This window comes from Brevundimonas sp. SPF441 (assembly GCF_009661015.1).
GTDB lineage: Bacteria > Pseudomonadota > Alphaproteobacteria > Caulobacterales > Caulobacteraceae > Brevundimonas > Brevundimonas vesicularis.
Genome location: NZ_WJWX01000024.1, coordinates 1 through 18,257 on the forward strand (window position 1 = coordinate 1; position 18,257 = coordinate 18,257).

11 protein-coding genes are annotated in these 18,257 nt (G+C 66.4%); 3 read left to right on the plus strand and 8 right to left on the minus strand.

Going from position 1 to position 18,257, the window contains the following annotated elements:
* Positions 1-9 precede the first annotated feature (9 nt).
* From GGC30_RS12865 to GGC30_RS12885, 5 genes are all read right to left on the minus strand, one after another.
* Positions 10-1,710 carry an MFS transporter gene (locus GGC30_RS12865; RefSeq protein ID WP_153924883.1) on the minus strand — a complete coding sequence of 567 codons (1,701 nt, stop codon included), beginning with the start codon at positions 1,708-1,710 and terminating at the stop codon, positions 10-12.
* Complete coding sequence (locus GGC30_RS12870) at positions 1,710-2,285, minus strand: TetR/AcrR family transcriptional regulator (RefSeq protein ID WP_153924884.1); 576 nt, start codon at positions 2,283-2,285, stop codon at positions 1,710-1,712. Before GGC30_RS12870 ends, GGC30_RS12865 begins: the two co-directional genes overlap by 1 nt.
* A gap of 115 nt (positions 2,286-2,400) precedes the next feature.
* A complete protein-coding gene (locus GGC30_RS12875) occupies positions 2,401-3,834 on the minus strand; it encodes an efflux transporter outer membrane subunit (protein ID WP_153924885.1) in 1,434 nt (477 codons plus the stop codon).
* Positions 3,834-7,112 (minus strand): efflux RND transporter permease subunit, encoded by a 3,279-nt coding sequence (locus GGC30_RS12880; RefSeq protein ID WP_153924886.1) that lies wholly within the window; start codon positions 7,110-7,112, stop codon positions 3,834-3,836. Before GGC30_RS12880 ends, GGC30_RS12875 begins: the two co-directional genes overlap by 1 nt.
* 3 nt (positions 7,113-7,115) lie before the next feature.
* Positions 7,116-8,318, minus strand: a complete 1,203-nt coding sequence (locus GGC30_RS12885; protein WP_153924887.1) for an efflux RND transporter periplasmic adaptor subunit — start codon at positions 8,316-8,318, stop codon at positions 7,116-7,118.
* A 132-nt stretch (positions 8,319-8,450) separates the two neighbouring features.
* On the opposite strand from GGC30_RS12885, the gene GGC30_RS12890 reads away from it, so the two are divergent.
* Positions 8,451-9,056, plus strand: a complete 606-nt coding sequence (locus tag GGC30_RS12890) for a TetR/AcrR family transcriptional regulator (protein ID WP_240893620.1) — start codon at positions 8,451-8,453, stop codon at positions 9,054-9,056.
* Positions 9,057-9,125: 69 nt separating this feature from the next.
* Here the strand turns inward: GGC30_RS12890 and GGC30_RS12895 are convergent, their stop codons facing one another.
* Positions 9,126-10,400, minus strand: coding sequence for a sugar MFS transporter (locus GGC30_RS12895; protein WP_017505130.1), 1,275 nt, complete (start codon positions 10,398-10,400; stop codon positions 9,126-9,128).
* Between the two features lie 199 nt (positions 10,401-10,599).
* Positions 10,600-13,401: a TonB-dependent receptor gene (locus GGC30_RS12900; protein ID WP_228763739.1), complete on the minus strand. Its 2,802-nt coding sequence runs from the start codon at positions 13,399-13,401 to the stop codon at positions 10,600-10,602.
* A gap of 289 nt (positions 13,402-13,690) precedes the next feature.
* Between GGC30_RS12900 and GGC30_RS12905 the strand changes: the two genes are divergently transcribed.
* Both GGC30_RS12905 and GGC30_RS12910 read left to right on the plus strand, forming a co-directional pair.
* Entirely contained in the window at positions 13,691-15,508 is a 1,818-nt protein-coding gene (locus GGC30_RS12905) for an alpha-amylase family glycosyl hydrolase (RefSeq protein WP_228763740.1), read from the plus strand.
* Positions 15,505-17,148, plus strand: a complete 1,644-nt coding sequence (locus tag GGC30_RS12910) for an alpha-glucosidase (protein ID WP_370451988.1) — start codon at positions 15,505-15,507, stop codon at positions 17,146-17,148. Before GGC30_RS12905 ends, GGC30_RS12910 begins: the two co-directional genes overlap by 4 nt.
* A 5-nt stretch (positions 17,149-17,153) precedes the next feature.
* On the opposite strand, the gene GGC30_RS12915 is transcribed toward GGC30_RS12910, so the two are convergent.
* Positions 17,154-18,167: a LacI family DNA-binding transcriptional regulator gene (locus GGC30_RS12915; protein ID WP_153924893.1), complete on the minus strand. Its 1,014-nt coding sequence runs from the start codon at positions 18,165-18,167 to the stop codon at positions 17,154-17,156.
* Positions 18,168-18,257 lie beyond the last annotated feature (90 nt).

An 18,257-nucleotide genomic window follows, 5' to 3' on the forward strand; every position in this document is an offset into this window, starting at 1 on the left:
GGTCTCGGTTCAGTCGGCGGCGGCGACGGCTGCAGTCTGGACCGCAGCGTCTGCATTGTTGTTGTTCTTGGCGTCGCGGCGCGCCTTCCAGCGCGGCCGCAGGTGGGTGACGGTCACCCAGGCGGAGCCCAGGGCCGCGATCACGGCGATGACCAGGAAGACGTCGTTGTAGGCCAGCACATTGGCCTGCTGCGTCACCTGTCGGCCTAGCAGGACGGCGCCTTCGGCGTTCGCCAGCGCGGGGTCCGTTATCGTTGAGGCATAGGCGCCCGACAGCTGGCGCAGCCGCAAGGTCACCTGCGGGTCCAACGCCGAAATCCCGGCCGCCAGCTGGTTGGAATGGTATTTCTCACGGAGGATCTGAAGCGTCCCGGTCAGAGCCGAACCCGCCAGACCGCCGACGTTCTGAAGCACGCTGAACATGACGATGAAGCTGATCAGGTTCTGCTTGCCCTGGGTCAGCACCTTGACGATGCCGATCATCAGCGCCGGGCCGATGAACATGGCCGAGGCGAAGGCGATCAGGGCCTGGCTGAAATACAGCTGCGCCGGGCGCGTCAGGACCGTCGAATGGCTGTCGATCCAGGCGCCGACGGCGATCAGCGCCAGGGCGATGGCGATCGGCTTGTTCAGCTTCTCCATGTTCAGGGTGAAGGCGCTGACCAGGGTGCCGGCGATCATCGACAGTAGAATGACGACGAACAGGCCGTGAAGCTGATCTGGTCCCAAGCCGACGACGGTCAGGAAGCCCACCGCGCCGGATGTCTGTTCCGACAGCACGATGCGGATCAGCAGGATCGCCCCGAACAGGCGCAGCAGGTCCGGCCCGGTCAGCCAGCGGGTGTTGATCAGCGGGTTCTTGCGATTGTGTTCGACCAGGAAGGCGGCGGTCAGCAGGATGACGGAGCCGATCAGAGCCCAGCCGATCCAGGCGGCTTGCGTCCACCAGACGATCCGCCCCAGACCCAGGGCCGCACACAGCAGGGCCACGCCTGGCGCAAACAGGGCGAAGGTCAAAAAGTCCAGCCGGTCGAACACCCGCAGCCGCTCGGACGGTGGCAGCTTGACCACCTGCACCGCGCCCCAGGCGACCAGGCACAGGCCCAGCTCAAACATATAGAAGGCGCGCCAGTCGCCCAGCTGGAGCAGGCCGGGCATGACCAGGCGCGAAATCGGCACGGCGAAACTGGCCAGGCCGATGCCGATGATCAGCCCCTTCAGCCTATGCGCCGCCGGGAAGGCCTGGATGATGTAGAGAAAGCCCAAGCTGCTCAGCCCCGCGCCGGCCATGCCGGCGATGGCCCGCACCAACAGGGTCGATTGATAGTTGTCGACGAAGAGGTGAGCAGCGCAGACCAGCACGAAAGCGCCCAGGAAAATCTGGGTGAACAGACGCAGGCCGTACTGCATCCGGAACTTGACCAGGATCAGGTTCATGCAGGCATTGGTCATGACGAAGACGACCGGCAGCCAGGCGGCCTCGGTGATCGTGATCCCCAGCGAGCCTTGCAGGTTCTGGATATTGGCGGTGACGGCGGCGTTGCCCAGCGATCCGACCATGGCGACCAGCAGGCCGGTCAGGGCGTACTGGATCCGCATCGGCCAGGCGTGATCGGGCGTGGCGGGCGAGCCGGGCATCATCGGCCGCTCGTGCGGCTTCAGCGTCTCGACATACTGTTCCCAAGGCAGGTGCCAGTTGTTGCGGGCCATCAGCGCGGCCCCCCTCGAGGTCTCAGCCCGTCCAGAACAAGCGCGCGGGTGCGCAGCGACACGGCCTGACGCTCGGCTTCGTCTGCGCCCTGAAAACCGGCGCCCAGCAGGGTGGCGATCAGACGGATGTCCATCGGCCGCAGATCCTCCCTCACCAGGCCGGCGGCCTGGGCCCGCTTCAGCGGTGCGGCGCCCGCCTCCATCAAGCTCTGCCGCAACGGTGTAAGCGCATCTGGCGACCGCACGTTCCGCACGACGCCGGCCAGTCCCGCATTGCGCACCATGTCCTCGGCCAGCCGGTCCAGAAACCAGAAGAAGGCCTGCGGATCATCGCCCTGATCGGCGGTGCGCCGACCCAGGTCCGCGACATCGGCCTCCAGCACCGCCAGGGCCAATTCCGTGCGGTCGGCGAAGTGCCGATAAAGGGTGCCGCGCCCCACCCCGGCCCGTTCGGCGATCAGATCCAGCGGCGCATCCAGCCCCTGACCGGCGAAGACCGCGCGCGCCGCCTCCAGCACCGCCGCCCGGTTCAGAGCGGCGTCCTTGCGAACAGGTTTTTCGGCAGGGCGCGTCATGGTGAGGCGCGTAAATGGACGCGACTGTCCGTTTTGCAAGACAGATCTGGGATTCAGTCAAGAAAAGGCCGAGCGACGCATCGCCCGGCCCTCTTGTTTCAGCATCGCGACGCAATCAGCTGTCGGCTTGCCAGCCACCGGCCAAGGCGCGGAACAAGGCGATTTGATAGGTCGTGACCAGAGCGTCGGACTGAGCCAAGGCGGCGTCCGCCGCCGCTTGGGTGCGTTCGGCGTCCAGCACCAAGAGGAAGCTGTCGGCGCCGGCGTTGAAGCGCAGGCGCGACAGGTCGGCGGCGCGGGCTGACTGGTCCCTGGCTTCGGTCAGGGCCGCACGGCGGTCCAGTTCGTTGGCGTAGTTGGACAGGGCCGTTTCCGTCTCTTGCAGGGCCGTCAGCACCGTCTGGTCGAACGCAGCGAGCGCCGCGTCCGAACGGGCGCCGGCGGCCTTGATCTGAGCGCGGGCGGCGAAGACGTTGGGGAAGGACCAGCTGATCAGTGGACCGAAGCTGAAGCGGAAGTTCTGGTCGTTGCCCAGTTCACCCGAGTCCAGCGCGGTGGATCCGAAAGAGCCGCCCAGGCTGATCTGCGGAAACAGGTTGGCGGTCGCCACGTTCACGTGCGCGGCGGCGGCGGCCAGTTCGGCTTCGGCCTGTCGCACGTCGGGGCGGCGCGCCAGAAGCGCCGCACCATCGCCGACCGGGATCGGCTGGCTAAGCTGGGGCGGACGCACGCAGGCGGCGGCGGCCTGGCTGGCCTCGGCCGGGGTGCGGCCGGTCAGGGTGGCCAGGCGGAACAGAGCCTCGTTACGGGCCGCGCGCAGGGTCGGCAGGGTCGCCGCCGTCTGGGCCAGGGCCGCGCGGGCGCTGGCCACGTCCAGCCCTGTGCCCGCCCCGCCGTCGAGCAGGGTCTGGGTCAGGTTGGCGGTGTTGCGTTGCAGCTCCAGCGTCCGTTCGGCCACCGCGATCTGCGCATTGGCCGAGCAGGTGTCGGCATAGGCGCGGGTCGTCTCGGCCGCGACCGTCACCTGGACCGTGGCCAGGGCGGCCTCGGCGGCGCGGGCGTCGGCGCGAGCGGCGCGGATAGTGGATTCCACCCGTCCGAACAGATCGACCTCATAGGCCGCCTGAATGCCGACGTCGTAGGTGTCGATCTCGGGCGCATCCTCCCCGGCGGGTAGGCCCTGAACGGTGGCGGCCGAGGCGCGACTGCGCTGGGCCTGGGCGCTGGTCGTCGTGGTCGGGAAACGGCCGACGCGGGCCTCTGACAGCGACGCCCGAACCGCGCGCAGATTGGCGAAGGCGGCCTCGAGCTGGTTGTTCTCGGCGAAGGCCTGCTGGATCAAGGCGTCCAGCGTGGGATCCTCGTACAGCCGCCACCAGTCGTCGCGCGCCGCAGCGGTCGAGACAGTGGGGCTGGCGGAGCCGACGAAGGCGCCTGTGCCGGCGACGGGCAGGTCGGCGACCGGCGCCTTGGGTCCGACCGCGCAGGCGGCCAGCAGGGCGCTGGAGGCTGCGGCGGTCAGGAAGCTGAGGGTCTTGTTGCGGGTCATCAGATGTCCCCTCCCCGGCCGGTCGCGGGCGCAGGCGCGTTCGGATCGGTCAGGTCGCTGGTTTCGTCATAACGCACGGGCCGGTCCGAAGGACGGTCAGGCGTCGGGGTCGGTTTCTTGCCTTGCGGCAGTTTCGAGGACAGCCAGCGGCTGACCACATAGAAGACCGGGGTGAAGATCAGGCCGAAGAAGGTCACGCCCAGCATGCCCGAGAAGACGGACGTGCCCAGCGATTGACGCATCTCCGCGCCCGGCCCCGAGGCCAGCATCAGCGGCACGACGCCGAGGATGAAGGCGAACGAGGTCATCAGGATTGGACGCAGGCGGGTCTTGGCGGCGGCGACCGCAGCCTCGAACCGGTTCATGCCTTGCTCTTCCTCGGCCTGTTTGGCGAACTCGACGATCAGGATGGCGTTCTTGGCCGCCAGGGCGATCAGAACGACCAGACCGATCTGGACCAGGATGTTGTTGTCCAGGCCACGCAGGTTCACCCCGATGATGGCCGCCAGCAGGCACATCGGCACGATCAGAATGACCGCCAGCGGAAGCGTGAACGCTTCGTACTGAGCCGCCAGCACCAGGAAGACGAACACCACCGCCATCAGGAAGATGACCGTCGCGCCGGAACCCGCCGCCTTCTGCTGATAGGCCAGACCCGTCCATTCGTAGGAGAAGCCCTGCGGCAGGGTCTGGGCGGCCATGGTTTCCATGACCTGCAGCGCCTCGCCGGAAGAGACCCCTGCTGCGGCGTTGCCCTGAAGTTCAGCCGCCGGGAACAGGTTGTAGCGCACGATCCGCGCCGGGCCGGAATCGTTGACCAGATTGGCCACCGATCCGATCGGCACCATGGCGCCCGTGGACGACTTGGTCTTCAGATTGGCGATGTCGGCGATGTCGTCGCGCGCCGTCGGCTCCGCCTGCGCCGTCACCCGGAAGGTGCGGCCCAGCATGTTGAAGTCGTTGACGTAGGACGAGCCCAGATAGACGCCCAGTGTGTCGAACACCGCGCTGGGTTGGACGCCCAGCATCAGCGCCTTGTCACGATCGACGTCGGCGGTGATGCGCGGCGAGGCCGTGTTGTAGGTCGAGAAGACCTGGCTGACCTCGGTCGGCTTCTGGGCGGCGGCGCCCATCATGGCGAAGGTCGCGCCTTCCAGCGGACGATAGCCGGCGCCTTCGCGGTCCTGGATCATCATCGAGAAACCGTTGCCGGTCCCCAGACCCTGGACCGCCGGCGGGGCGATGACGAAGATCTGCGCGTCCTCGATCTGTCCGGTCGCCTGGGTGATGGCGCCGGCCAGAGCCGTGGCGGCCTCCTCCTTGGAGCGTTCCTCGAAGCCGTTCAGGCGCACGAAGATGGTGGCGGCGTTGGAGCCGAACGAGAAGCTGGAGCCGTCCAGACCGGCGAAGGCTACGGTGCCGTTGACCCCGGCGGTGCCCTGGATGATCTTGGTGGCGCGTTCCATCACCGCCTGGGTGCGGTCCAGAGATGCACCGGCCGGCAGTTGGATGACGCCGATCAGGAAGCCCTGATCCTGTTCAGGGATAAAGCCCGAGGGGGTGTCGACCAGACGCCAGGCGGTCAGGCCCAGAAGACCGGCGTAGATGATCAGCACCAGACCGACCGTGCGCACCAGACGCGCGGTCAGGCGCCCGTAACGATCCGACAGCCAGTCGAAGCCCTCGTTGAACTTCCGCCCGGCCCAGCCGCCATAATAGACGACCGTGCCCAGGACGCCCGGCTTGCGAGCGTGCTCGTGATCCTTCTTGTGCGGCTTCAGCAGCAGGGCGGCCATGGCCGGCGACAGGGTCAGGGACACGAACAGCGAGATGACCGAGGCCGAGGCGATGACGACCGCGAACTGGCGATAGAAGATGCCGGGGATGCCGGGCACGAACATCGTCGGCACGAACACCGACACCAGCACCAGGCCGATGGCGATCAGGGCGCCGGAAACCTCCTGCATCGATCGATAGGCGGCCTCCTTGGGACTGAGGCCCTCCCCGATGGCCCGCTCCACATTCTCGACCACGACGATGGCGTCATCGACGACGATGCCGACCGCAAGGACTAGGGCGAACAGGGACAGGGAGTTGATCGAATAGCCCAGCGCCAGCTGCACCGCGAAGGTGCCGACCAGGGCGACGGGAATGGCGACGATGGGGATGATGGCCGCGCGCCAGGTCTGCAGAAAGACCATGACCACGATGATGACCAGGATCACGGCTTCGACCAGGGTGTGCTGAACCGACTCCACCGAGGCGGCGACGAATTCGGTCGGGTTGTAGGGCACGTCCACCTTCATGCCGGCGGGCACTTCGGACTTCAGAGCCTCGACCTCTTTCAGGACGCGGTCGGCGGTGCCAAGGGCGTTGGCGCCCGGCTGCTGAACGATGGCGATGCCGACGCCGCGTTGGCCGTCAAAGAAGCCGCGGATGCCGTAATCCTGGGCGCCCAGTTCGATCCGCGCCACGTCACGCAGATAGGTGACGCGGCCTTGGGCGTCCGTCTTCAGGACGACGTTGGCGAACTCATTGGGATCGCTGAGACGACCCTGGACCTGAACCGGCAGCTGGAAGGCGGCTGCGCTGTTGGGGAACGGCGGCTGGCCGATGGAGCCGGCGGCGGCCTGAACGTTCTGGGCGCGCAGGGCGGAAACGATCTCGGGACCCGTCAGACCGCGCTCGGCCGCCTTGGCCGGGTCGATCCAGACGCGCATCGAATAGTTGCCGCCGCCGAACACCTGAACCGCGCCCACGCCCTCGATCCGCAGCAGACGGTCCCGGAGCGTGGAGTTGGCGTAGTTGCCGACATAGTCGTTATCCAGGGTGCCGTCGGGCGACGTCAGACCCAGGATCATCAGGAAGCCGCTCTCGGCCTTGTTGACCACGACGCCCGTCTGGCGAACCGCCTCGGGAAGACGGGGTTCGGCCAGCGCCACCCGATTCTGGACCAGCACCTGTGCCGAATCCAGATCCGTGCCGGGCTGGAAGGTCACCGTGATGGCCACCGCCCCGTCCGATGTGGACGAGGAGGAGATATAGAGCATGTTCTCGACGCCGTTCACCTCCTGCTCGATGGGGGCGGCGACGGTTTCGGCCAGGGTCTCGGCCGAGGCGCCGGGATAGGCGGCGTTGATGGTGATCGTCGGCGGCGCGATCTCCGGGTACTGCGACAGCGGCAGCAGCGGATAGGCGGCGATGCCGATGATGGAGATCACCACCGCGATCACGGCCGCGAAGATCGGCCGGTCGATGAAGAAGCGCGAGATGTTCATGGCTTAGCCGGCCGGCAGGCTGTTGGCGAAGGAGGCGCTTGACGCGGGCGCCGACTGGGTGACGGGCGCCTGGGACGCATCGCCGGCGACGGGTTCGATCTTCCCGTTCTTCGGCGTGACCATGGAGCCCGGCTGAGCGGCGCGTTGCAGACCCGCGATGATGACGCGGTCAGTCGGGGCCAGGCCCGAACGGACGACGCGCAAGCCCTGCACGATCGGGCCGAGCTGAACGGCCTTGTTCGTCACGGTGCCGTCGGCGTTGACCACGGCGACGGTGCGGCGGGCCTGATCGGTGCCGATGGCCGAATCCGGCACCAGCAGAGCGTCATAGGCGCCGGCGCCCGCGACCTGGGCGCTGCCGAACATGCCGGGGCGCAGGAAGCCGTCGGCGTTGGGCAGGATGGCGCGCAGACGGATCACGCCCGAGGCGGTGTCCACGGCGTTGTCCGAGAAGTCGAGACGGCCGGTGTGCTTATAGGTGCTTTCGTCCTGCAGGCGCACATTGACGACTGCGCCCTGATTGGCGCCGCCCTGACGCAAGTATTTCAGCAGGACCGCTTCCGAGCCGTCGAAGACGAAGTGGATCGGGCCGCCCGAGATGATGGTGGTCAGGATGTCCCCGGCCGACGAACCGCCGGCGATGACATTGCCCGGATCGACGCGACGGTCGGACACGCGACCCGAGGTCGGCGCGGTGACGCGAGTGTATTCCAGGTTCAGACGCGCATTGCGGACGGCGGCGTTGCCGGCCGCCAGATTGGCCTGGGCCGCATCGACGGCCGCCTTGTTGGAATCATACTCGGCCTTGGACACCGCCTGAGAGGCCAGCAGAGCCTCGCTGCGGGCTAGGTTGGCGCGGGCCAGCGACAGTTGCGACTGGGCCTGGGCCACCTGGGCCTGAGCCTGCGCCAGGGCGGCCTGCGCCGGGCGTGGATCCAGGGTGAACAGTAGTTGCCCCCTTTGGACCATCTGACCGTCGCGGAAGTGAACCGCCTGGATATAGCCCCCGACCCGGGCGCGAACGTCCACGCTCTCGACCGCCTCGAAGCGCCCGGTGAACTCATCCCAGTCCCGCACCTGCTGCTTCAGCGGCACAGCCACTGTCACGGGCGGCGCGCCTTGCGCCGGCGCCTCTGCCTTTGGGGAACAACCATAAAGCGCACCCGTCACCATGACGGATACCGCCGCAATCTTCAGCCCGCGCATCTGCGCATCTCCCTGTCGGAGGTAAATCCCTGTCGTGCGGACAGAGGCCGATGGGGAGTCGGCCTTGTCAACGCGTGGTGACTTAATGGTCGGAGCCGTGGCGCTTGTCAACAGACGTTGACAAAGCCATATGTGATCTACGGTTATTGTCTGTGGAGTGTCATCACCTTGTTATGTCCCGGCCCACGCCCGAGAAACGCCGCCGCCACGCGCACGGCCATTCTCGATGCTGCGCGCGAGAGATTCGCGGCCGAGAGCTATGACGACGTGGGCATGCGCGACATCGCCCGCGATGTCGGCGTCGATGCGGCCCTGATCAGCCGCTACTTCGGCTCCAAGGACGACCTGTTCCTGGCCGCGCTGGACAGCTGCGGCGACGGCAGCGCCCTGATGCAGGGCGAAAAGGCCGACTTCGGCCGGCGCGTGGCGCACGAGATCGTCTTCGAACCCAAGAAGGCCGAAAAGCTGAAGGGCATGTCGATCATGCTGCGCTCCATCGGCTCGGCCAAGGCGTCGGAGATGGTTCAGAACACCTGCACCCAGCGGTTCTTCGGTCCGCTGGAGGAATGGCTGAGCGGGCCGGACGCCACGGTCCGCGCGCGTCTCCTGGCCGGCTTCATCATGGGCATGTCGGTCAGTCGCGAACTGGGCGGCGGCAGCTTCAACATCGAACCCGCTCAATGCGAGGAGATGCGCGACCGCCTGGCGCCCATTCTTCAGTCCCTGATCGACGGCTGACCCCATCGCCGAAATGAAAAAGGGCGCGGAGGCTGACCTCCGCGCCCTTTGTCTTGTCTGACGACCGGCTCAGTGCGAGGCGGTCGAGGTCACTTCGGTCCGCGCCTTGGTGCGGATGCAGCCGATGGCGAAGATAGTCAGGCCGACGTAGCCCAGCATCGGCACGATGAAGGCGGGCTGAAGCTTGCCGGCCGCATCGGCGATATGCGCCGCGACCTGGGGCAGCAGGGCGCCGCCGATGATACCGAACACCAGCAGACCCGACGTCGCCGAAGTCGGAGCGGTAGAGCGCTCCAGCGTCAGGGTGAAGATGGTCGGGAACATGATCGAGTTGAACAGGCCGATCGACAGAACGGCATAGGCCGCCGTCGGCCCGCCGATCTGGCTGACGGTCAGGCACAGCACCGCCGCCGCGACGGTGCAGCAGGCCAGGACGATGCCGGGGCGCACCTTGGTCAGCACGGCCGAGCCGATGAAGCGGCCGACCATGGCGCCGCCCCAGTACAGGGCGACCATCTTGCCCGCCGTCTCGATGGGGGCGTTCAGGATGTCTGGGCTTTCCAGGAAGTTGGTCAGCATGCCGCCGATGGCGACTTCGGAACCGACGTAGAGGAAGATGGCCAGGGCGCCGAACACGGCCCAGGGCGACGACAGGGCCTTCAACGGCGAGACCGCATTGTGCGATTCAGGCGCCGCCGCATTGATCTTCTTGCGCGCCGTGAAGATGAAGACCGCGATCAAGGCGAAGAAGGCGCCCATGCCCAGGAAGGCCATGTCGATGCTGCGCAGCGACTGGGTGCGGGTTGCGGCGGTTACCACAGCGCCAGCGGCGAAGACGCCGCCCGTCAGCAGGACGTGCGAGCCTAGCCAGGGGCCGACGGTCGTACCCAGCGAGTTGAAGGCCTGCGACAGGTTCAGACGGCTGGAGGCGCCTTTGGGGCTGCCCAGTTCGGCGACCAGCGGGTTGGCCGCGACCTGCAGCAGGGTCACGCCCGAGGCGATGACGAACAGGGCGATCAGGACGCCGGGATACCAGTCGGCGGCGGTGGCGGCCGGCACGATCAGGCAGCCCGCGACCATGACGATCAGGGCGCCGATGATCGAACGGCTGTAGCCCAGCTTGCTGAGGACCGAGGCCGCCGGCAGAGACATCAACCCGTAGGCGATGAACCAGGCGAAGGTGGTCAGGAAGGCCTCGGCGTTGTTCAGGTCGAACACCCGCTTAACCGCCGCGATCAACGGGTCGATCAGCGAGGTCGCAAAGCCCCAGGCGAAGAACAGCGTGGTGACATAGGCGAAGGCCAGGCCTGCGCCCTGGCGTTTTCCGGCGTCCGGAACGGTCATGAATGATCCCCCAGTGAAATCGAACGGCCGCGCTGTGGTCGCGCGGTTCTCATCCTGCTTGGTTCGGACATCGCGAAAGGCGCGTCCAGCCGAAAAGCGCGCTCTGTAACGAAACTTTCCCGCCGGGCCGGGGCGCAGGCAAAGAAAAGGGCCGCCTCGCGAACGCGGCGGCCCAAGTTTGCTCAGAAGAGAGGGGAAATCAGAACTTGTAGTTCAGCCCGACCGCGAAGGTGCGGCCGTAGTGCTGATAGTCGATGGTCCGGCGCTCATCGCCGTTTTCGAAGGTCTTGAACGGCTCGTCGGTCAGGTTGTTGACCTGAGCCAGAACCGACAGGCCTTCCAGCGGACCGGACTGGAACTCATAGCCGACCTGGGCATCGACGACCGTTTCAGCGGCCACCGAACGCAGGGTGCGGCCGTTGCCGAAGCCGGCGACCTCGCCCAGGTAATCCGAGCGATAACGGGCCGAAATCCGCGACTGGAAGCCATAGCGCTCATAGTAGAGCGAGCCGTTGATCACGTTTTCCGACAGACCCGGCAGAGCGGTCGGGGCCTGGGTCGGATCGGGCTGGACTTCGCTGTCCGTGGTCGAAGCGCTGAACTGGGCGCCGAAACCTTCCAGGGCCGGATGGAAGATGTCGAACGGCGCCGAGATCGAAAGCTCAAGACCCTTGATCCAGCCGCCTTCGCCGTTGTCAGGCGCGCCGACCAGGCCTTGGCGCAAGGCCGGCTCGGGGTTTGTCGGCGAAATCACGCCGATCGGATAGCCGGTGAAGTCGAAGATCTGATTGCGATTAAAGACGTAGCTTTCCAGGTTCTTGTAGAAAGCCGCCAGCGAGATGTAGCCCTTGCGGTTGGCGAAATACTTCTCGAACGACACGTCGATCACGTCCGCGATGTACGGCCGCAGTTCCGGGTTGCCGCCGCCGCCGCCCCAGGGGGAACGGTTGATGTCGGTCGATTGGGCCAAGCTGGGGTTATAGCTGTAGTTTCGCGAGGCGCGCATATCGTCCATGCGCGGACGGGCCAAGGTGCGCGAAACTGCCAGACGCGCGAACATGTCCTCGCCGGTTTCCAGGATGAAGTTCGCGCTAGGCAAAATCTCCAGATATTCGTCGCCGCCCGTCACCGCGATGGTCTCGGAGACGCCCGGTCCGACCTGCCGCGCCGAGAAGCCGCTGGAGCTTTGGTCGGTATAGACGAACTGCATGCCGACGTTGCCGGTCAGGGCCCGGCCGAACAGGTTGTGATCGATGTTGGCGCGGACGTAGGCGGCCGAGACCTTTTCCGTCACTTCCCAGTTGCCGGCCGTGACGTCGGCGTTCGGGTTGCGGACGCGGTTCAATGCGCCGCTATTGACCAGGCCGAGAGCGTCGTAGCTCAGCACGGCGCTGATGCCGAGATAGCCAAGGTCGGTCGGGTCCAGCAGGAAGGCTGAAGGCACGGTCAGATCGCCGCCGCCGGGGACGCCGAGATAGAACTGGTCGTTGACGAAGCTCTTTTGACGCTCGGTGTAGTTGGCGCCGAAGTCGATCGACTTAAACGGGCTCTGGTGCAGTTCACGCGTCACAGAGAAGCGAGCGGCCTTGATCTCGTCCTCGATGGACGGCGTGTTCATATAACCGGCCTGACCGCCAGGAATGACGTCGCCGCCCCAGCCTTGCGGGCTGGTGATGCGGATCAGGTTCGGATCGGCGTAGTTCAGACGGCTGGTGAAGCGGGTCACGCCATCGTCGGTCAGTTCAAAGCCCAGAGTGTCCAGCGCGCCGTTAACGTTGCGGCCGGTGCCGGCGTTGGTTTCCAGGATGATGTCGTTACGCTCGACCTTCGAATAGCTCAGGTCCAGGTTCGCCGACCAGTCGTCGCTGAGCGTGAACTCGGTGTTCCAGCCCAAGGCGGTGATGTTGCTGTCGCGCTTGTTCAGGTCGTTGCGGACCACACCCTTGATGTTGTCCCAGGTGCCGGCGACGATCAGGCCGTCCTGGACCGTGTAGCCAGGGCGCAGCGCGGGGCCGGGACGGCAGACCGCCGACGGGACGTTCACGGTGCAGTCACCAGAGGAACCACCCCACGCCAGCGGGAATTCGATGCCGCGAAGGACCTGGGTGTTCTTGAACTCGGAATAGAAGGCGTCGATCGTCGAGTGGATGCGATCGTTCGGGCGCCATTCCAGCACGCCCATATAGCCGTCGCGCTCCAGCTCCGACGACATCACATAGGGCTTCACACCGCCGGTCAGCAGATTGCCGTCCGTGTAGTTGGGATAGCCCCAGGCGTTGAAGCGCTCGGACTGATAGGGCGAACTCATGTGGGCGTAGCCCAGGGCCACGCCCAGCGTGCCGTCCAGGAACTGATCGATATAGGAGATGGTGTAGCGGTCGCCGTTGTCGGTCGTGCCCGAGTTCAGGGCGCCCAGCTCGTTCCACTCATGACGATAGTTCAGAGCGATGGCCTGACGGCCGTATGCCAGCGGGCGAACGGTGCGCAGGTCGACGGTGCCGCCCAGACCTTGACCAATCAGAGCCGCGTCCGGGGTCTTGTAGACGACGACGCTGTTCAGCAGTTCGGCGGGGAACTGGTCGAACTCGACGCCGCGGTTGTCGCCGGTGGTGACCAGTTCGCGCCCATTCAGCAGGGCGGTGGTGAAGTCGGGGCCCAAGCCACGGATGGAGATCGCCTGGCTGCGGCCGTCGAGGCGCTGCATGGTCACGCCCGGCAGGCGCGCCAGGGATTCGGCGATCGAGACGTCCGGCAGCTTGCCGATGTCTTCGGCCGAGATGACTTCGACGATCGAGGTGTTGTTGGCCTTGGCCGAGATCGCAGCTTCGATCGAACGACGAATGCCGGTGACGACAATCTCATCGACCTGCGTCGCCTGATCGTCGGCCTGCGTTGTCGCGGCGGCGGTTTGTGCGTGGGCCGAGCCGACCGCCATCAGGGCGGCTGCGCCGAAGGCGACGCCGGATAGCAGGCGTGCGCGCCGGTTGAGACGTTGGAACATGGTCATCCTCCCTGGGGCTGACCGCGATTCTGAACGTCGCGATCTGAAGCCGTCGCAAAAATATGCAAATCTTTTGGAGTGTTGCAAGCAGTTAATGTGGGGGTCTGATTTTCGTCGCACTCCCTGCCGCCTTACAGCCCGCCTCAGCTCGACAATGCGCGGTTTCGCGCTGTTTCCATGACGCGTCGCAGCATCTCAGCGACGCGTTGACAGCCCCGCCCATTGCTGCAAAATCTTGCAAATCGATCTGGAAGGCTTTGCACTTTCCAGACGTATGGGAGTGAGCGTCATGGCGAGGGGAACCCCCAGAAGGGCCGGGCTGCATGCGGCGATGGCGGCGGCGGCTCTGTTGAGCGGCTGTGCAACGCCGAGCGCGGCGGGAACGCGCCAAGCCGAAGACGCCCTGTCGGCCCTGCGTCAACGCCTGCCTCAGGATGAGGTGATCTACTTCCTGCTGCCGGATCGGTTCGCCAATGGCGATACGACGAACGACCACGGCGGTTACGCCGCCGACCGGCTGAAAAGCGGGTTCGATCCGGCCGATACCGATTTCTATCACGGCGGCGATCTGGCGGGCGTGACCCAACAGCTGGACTATATCCAGGGCCTCGGTGCGACGGCCGTGTGGCTGGCCCCGGTGTTCAAGAACAAGCCCGTGCAGAGCCATGGCGACTACACCGGCGCAGCGCACCACGGCTACTGGATCACCGACTTCACGGCCGTCGATCCGCACTTCGGCGACGAGGCTGCGATGCGCGCCCTGGTCGAGGCGGCCCATGCGCGCGGGATGAAGGTCTATCTGGACATCGTCGCCAACCACACCGCCGACGTCATCCAGTATCGCGAATGCCCGGAAGGCCGCTGCGCCTATCGCAGTCGCGCCGACTATCCCTACACCCGTCGCGGCGGCGTCGATGGCGCGCCGATCAATGAAGGCTTCGACGGCCGCGACTTCTCGCGCCTGACGCGGCCCGACTACGCCTACACCCCCTACGTCCCGGCGGGCGAAGAAAACGCCAAGGTTCCGGCCTGGCTGAACGACCCGATCTACTATCATAACCGGGGCGAGAGCACCTTCACCGGCGAAAGCAGCCTGGACGGCGACTTCGCCGGTCTGGACGACCTGCTGACCGAGGACCCGGTCGTCATCCAGGGCATGATCGATATCTTTGGCGGCTGGATCGACAGATACGGGATCGACGGCTTCCGCATCGACACGGCCCGCCATGTGAACCCGGGCTTCTGGCAAGCCTTCATCCCCGCCATGATCGCCCGCGGCGAGGCCAAGGGCATCCCGAACTTCCACATCTTCGGCGAGGTCTATGATCCTGATCCGGCGGTGACGGCGCGGTTCACGCGGGTCGACGGCTATCCGGCGGTGCTGGACTTCCCGTTCCAGAAACAGGCGACCGATGTGGCGTCTGGCAAGGTCGGGACCGACGCCCTGGCCAAGCTGTTCGACGCCGACACGATCTATGACAAGGGGGCTGCGACCGCCGCTATCCTGCCGACCTTCCTGGGCAACCATGACATGGGCCGGGTCGGCTTCTTCGTGAAACAGGCCAATCCGAACGCCGACGACGCCGAGGTGCTGGCGCGGATCAAGCTGGCCCACGCCCTGATGATGTTCAGCCGGGGCGTACCCACCCTCTACTACGGCGACGAACAGGGGTTCGCTGGCGCGGGCGGATACGGAAACTCGCGCCAGGACATGTGGCCCAGCCAGACGCCGATCTATGCGAACGAGACGCCCGTGGGCGGTCGCCAGCCCGCCTATTCCACCGACGCGCCGCTGTATCGCGCCATCGCCGAAATGGCCCGCATCCGCGCCGCCGAACCGGCCCTGCGACGCGGTCGCCATGTCGTGCGCGCCTATGGCGACAAGCCCGGCCTGTTCGCCATTTCGCGCATCGGCGAAGACGAGGGTGAAATCCTGGTCCTGTTCAACACCTCGACCGCGCCCGTCGCGGCTCAGGTCGAGGTGGAGCCCGGCTCGCTTCGGTGGCAGGGTCTGCGCGGCGACTGCGCGGCCGAGTCGTCGGCCCCGGCCAGTGTCGCCGTCCGCGTCCCTCCCCTCGATTATCTCGTCTGCAAGAGCGTGCCGTGACTGCCCAGCCTCTCGACCTTTCCACGGCTGACGCCGCTCCTGCCCTCGCCCACGACTGGTGGCGGGGCGCAGTCCTGTACCAGATCTATCCGCGCAGTTTCGCCGACTCCAACGACGACGGCGTCGGCGACCTTAAGGGGATCACCGAGCATCTGGATCACGTCGCCTCGCTGGGCGTGGACGGGATCTGGCTGTCGCCCTTCTTCACGTCGCCGATGAAGGACTTCGGCTATGACGTCTCGGACTATTGCGACGTCGATCCGATCTTCGGCACATTGGCCGACTTCGACGCCCTGATCGCGCGCGCCCATGCCTTGGGGCTGAAGGTCGTCATCGATCAGGTCTTTTCACACACCTCGGACGAACACCCCTGGTTCACCGACAGCCGCGCCAGCCGCAACGGCGACCACGCCGACTGGTATGTCTGGGCCGACGCCAAGCCGGACGGCTCGCCGCCGTCGAACTGGCAGTCGGTGTTCGGCGGCCCGGCCTGGACCTGGGATGCGCGGCGCGGCCAGTACTACATGCACAATTTCCTGGCATCCCAACCTCAGTTGAACGTCAGGAACCCGGCGGTGCAGGACGCCCTGATCGCGGCGGCCCGCTTCTGGCTGGACAAGGGGGTAGACGGCTTCCGCCTGGACGCCATCAACTTCGCCATCCACGACCCGTCCCTGCGCGACAACCCGCCCATCGCCGACGGCAAGAAGCGGACGCGCCCGTTCGACTTCCAGGACAAGATCTACAACCAGTCACACCCGGACATCATCGGCTTCCTGAACCGCATCCGCGCCCTGACCGACAGCTATGAGGGCCGGTTCACGGTCGCGGAGGTCGGCGGCGATCACGCCGATCGCGAGATGAAGGAATTCACCGCCGGGAACGACCGCCTGCACTCGGCCTATGGCTTCCTCTACCTCTACGCCGACGCGCTGAAGAGCGAACTGATCGGCATCGGCGATGGGATGTGGCCGGATCAGCAGGGCGAAGGCTGGCCGTCCTGGACCTTCTCCAACCACGATGCGCCGCGCGCGGTGTCGCGTTGGGCCCAGGGTCGCGACGAGAAGGCCTTCTCGGAAATGGCCCTGCTGCTGCTGATGTGCCTGCGCGGCAATGTCTTCGTCTATCAGGGCGAAGAGCTGGGCCTGCCCCAGGCTCAGGTGCCGTTCGAGCGGCTGGTCGATCCCGAGGCCATCGCCAACTGGCCTCAGACTCTGGGTCGCGACGGCGCCCGCACGCCGATCCCCTGGATCGCCTCGGCGCCCAACGCCGGCTTCTCGACGGTGGAGCCGTGGCTGCCGGTCGATCCGCGTCACCTGCCGCTGGCGGTGGATGCGCAGGAGGCGGACCCGACCTCGGTCCTGCACGCCGCGCGCCGCATCATCGCCCTGCGTCAGGCTCATCCGGCGCTGCGGATCGGCGGGCTGGAGATCGAGAGCGCGGGCGACCTGGTGGTCTTCCGCCGGTTCGAACGGGCCGAGGGCGGCGAGCGTCTGCTGTGCGTGTTCAACCTGGGCTTTACGGCCATGGACTGGTCTGCGCCTGCCGGCGCGCGCCGGATCGCGGCGGTCAACTGGACCGAGGCGGACGGATCGACGCTGAGGCCGCTGGCCGGCCTGATCTTCGCCGACGCCGGATGACGGGGTCAGCCGCCGCAGGTCTCGCGAACGATCAACTCGGTCGGAACGCGCTCGGAACGGCCTGCTGCGGCGCCGCCGTGATCCAGCAGTTTGGACACCATCAACCGGCCGGCCTTCATGGTGTCCTGGGCGATGGTGCTGAGCGCAGGGCGCGAGTAGCGGCTGAACGGCACATTGTCGAAACCGATGACCGAGACCTGGCCCGGCACCTCGATCCCGGCGTGCAGCAACGCCCTAACAGCTCCGAGCGCGATCTGGTCGGACGCGGCCACGACACCGTCGAAATCCAGTCCGCGCCGTATCAGGGCGTCCACGGCGGCCTCGGCGGATTCGACCTCGAAATGGGCGGGCACGATCAGATCGGCGTCCGCTTCCAGTCCCGCCTGGTTCAGTGCGTCGACATAGCCGCGATGGCGCTGCATGGCCTCGGGCGGATCCAGATCGCCCAGGAAGACGATGCGCTTTCGCCCCAGCCGCGCCAAATGCAGGGTCGCGCGGCGACCGCCCGAGATATTGTCCGAGCCGATGGAGCAATAGTCCTGGTCGGGCAGTTCGGCGCCCCAGACGACGAAACGATGGTCGGCGTCGACCAGACGGTTGAAGGCCGAGTGCAGGCTGGACTGGCCCAGGAAGATCACGCCGTCCGCACGGCTGGTGTTCAGCGCGGCCGACAGCTCGTCATAGTTGGCGGGCGAGATATGGCTCATCAGCAGGTCGCAGCCGCGTTCGCGCGCCGCCTCGCCCACCCCGGCCAGAAGCTCCAGGAAGAAGGGGTCGCTGAGGCGCCCTTCGCGCCCCTGCGGACGCGGCACGACGAGGGCGATCGTGCCCTGGGCGCCGATCGGACCGGCGGGCATGTGGCGGCGGAACGGATAGTCGTGTTCCTTCGCCAGCTTCCAGATCGTCTGTTTGGTGCGGTCGTTGACGGCGGGACTGTCGTTCAGCGCGCGCGAGGCGGTGGCGATGGACACGCCGGCCAGGCGGGCGATGTCTTCCAGACGGGTTGTCTTGCGGCTCAAGGTCGCGGGTCCTCACAGCAGCATGGCGACGCTGCAAAATTTTCTGCAAATATTTCAGCCACCGTTCGCGGCGGTTGGCAAGAGGCGGCG

What these genes read in the sequence shown, in the direction of transcription:
- GGC30_RS12865 (WP_153924883.1), bottom strand. Translation starts at nt 1,710, where the DNA reads ATGGCCCGCAACAACTGGCACCTGCCTTGGGAACAGTATGTCGAGACG.
- GGC30_RS12870 (WP_153924884.1), bottom strand. Translation starts at nt 2,285, where the DNA reads ATGACGCGCCCTGCCGAAAAACCTGTTCGCAAGGACGCCGCTCTGAAC.
- GGC30_RS12875 (WP_153924885.1), bottom strand. Translation starts at nt 3,834, where the DNA reads ATGACCCGCAACAAGACCCTCAGCTTCCTGACCGCCGCAGCCTCCAGC.
- GGC30_RS12880 (WP_153924886.1), bottom strand. Translation starts at nt 7,112, where the DNA reads ATGAACATCTCGCGCTTCTTCATCGACCGGCCGATCTTCGCGGCCGTG.
- GGC30_RS12885 (WP_153924887.1), bottom strand. Translation starts at nt 8,318, where the DNA reads ATGCGCGGGCTGAAGATTGCGGCGGTATCCGTCATGGTGACGGGTGCG.
- GGC30_RS12895 (WP_017505130.1), bottom strand. Translation starts at nt 10,400, where the DNA reads ATGACCGTTCCGGACGCCGGAAAACGCCAGGGCGCAGGCCTGGCCTTC.
- GGC30_RS12900 (WP_228763739.1), bottom strand. Translation starts at nt 13,401, where the DNA reads ATGTTCCAACGTCTCAACCGGCGCGCACGCCTGCTATCCGGCGTCGCC.
- GGC30_RS12905 (WP_228763740.1), top strand. Translation starts at nt 13,691, where the DNA reads ATGGCGAGGGGAACCCCCAGAAGGGCCGGGCTGCATGCGGCGATGGCG.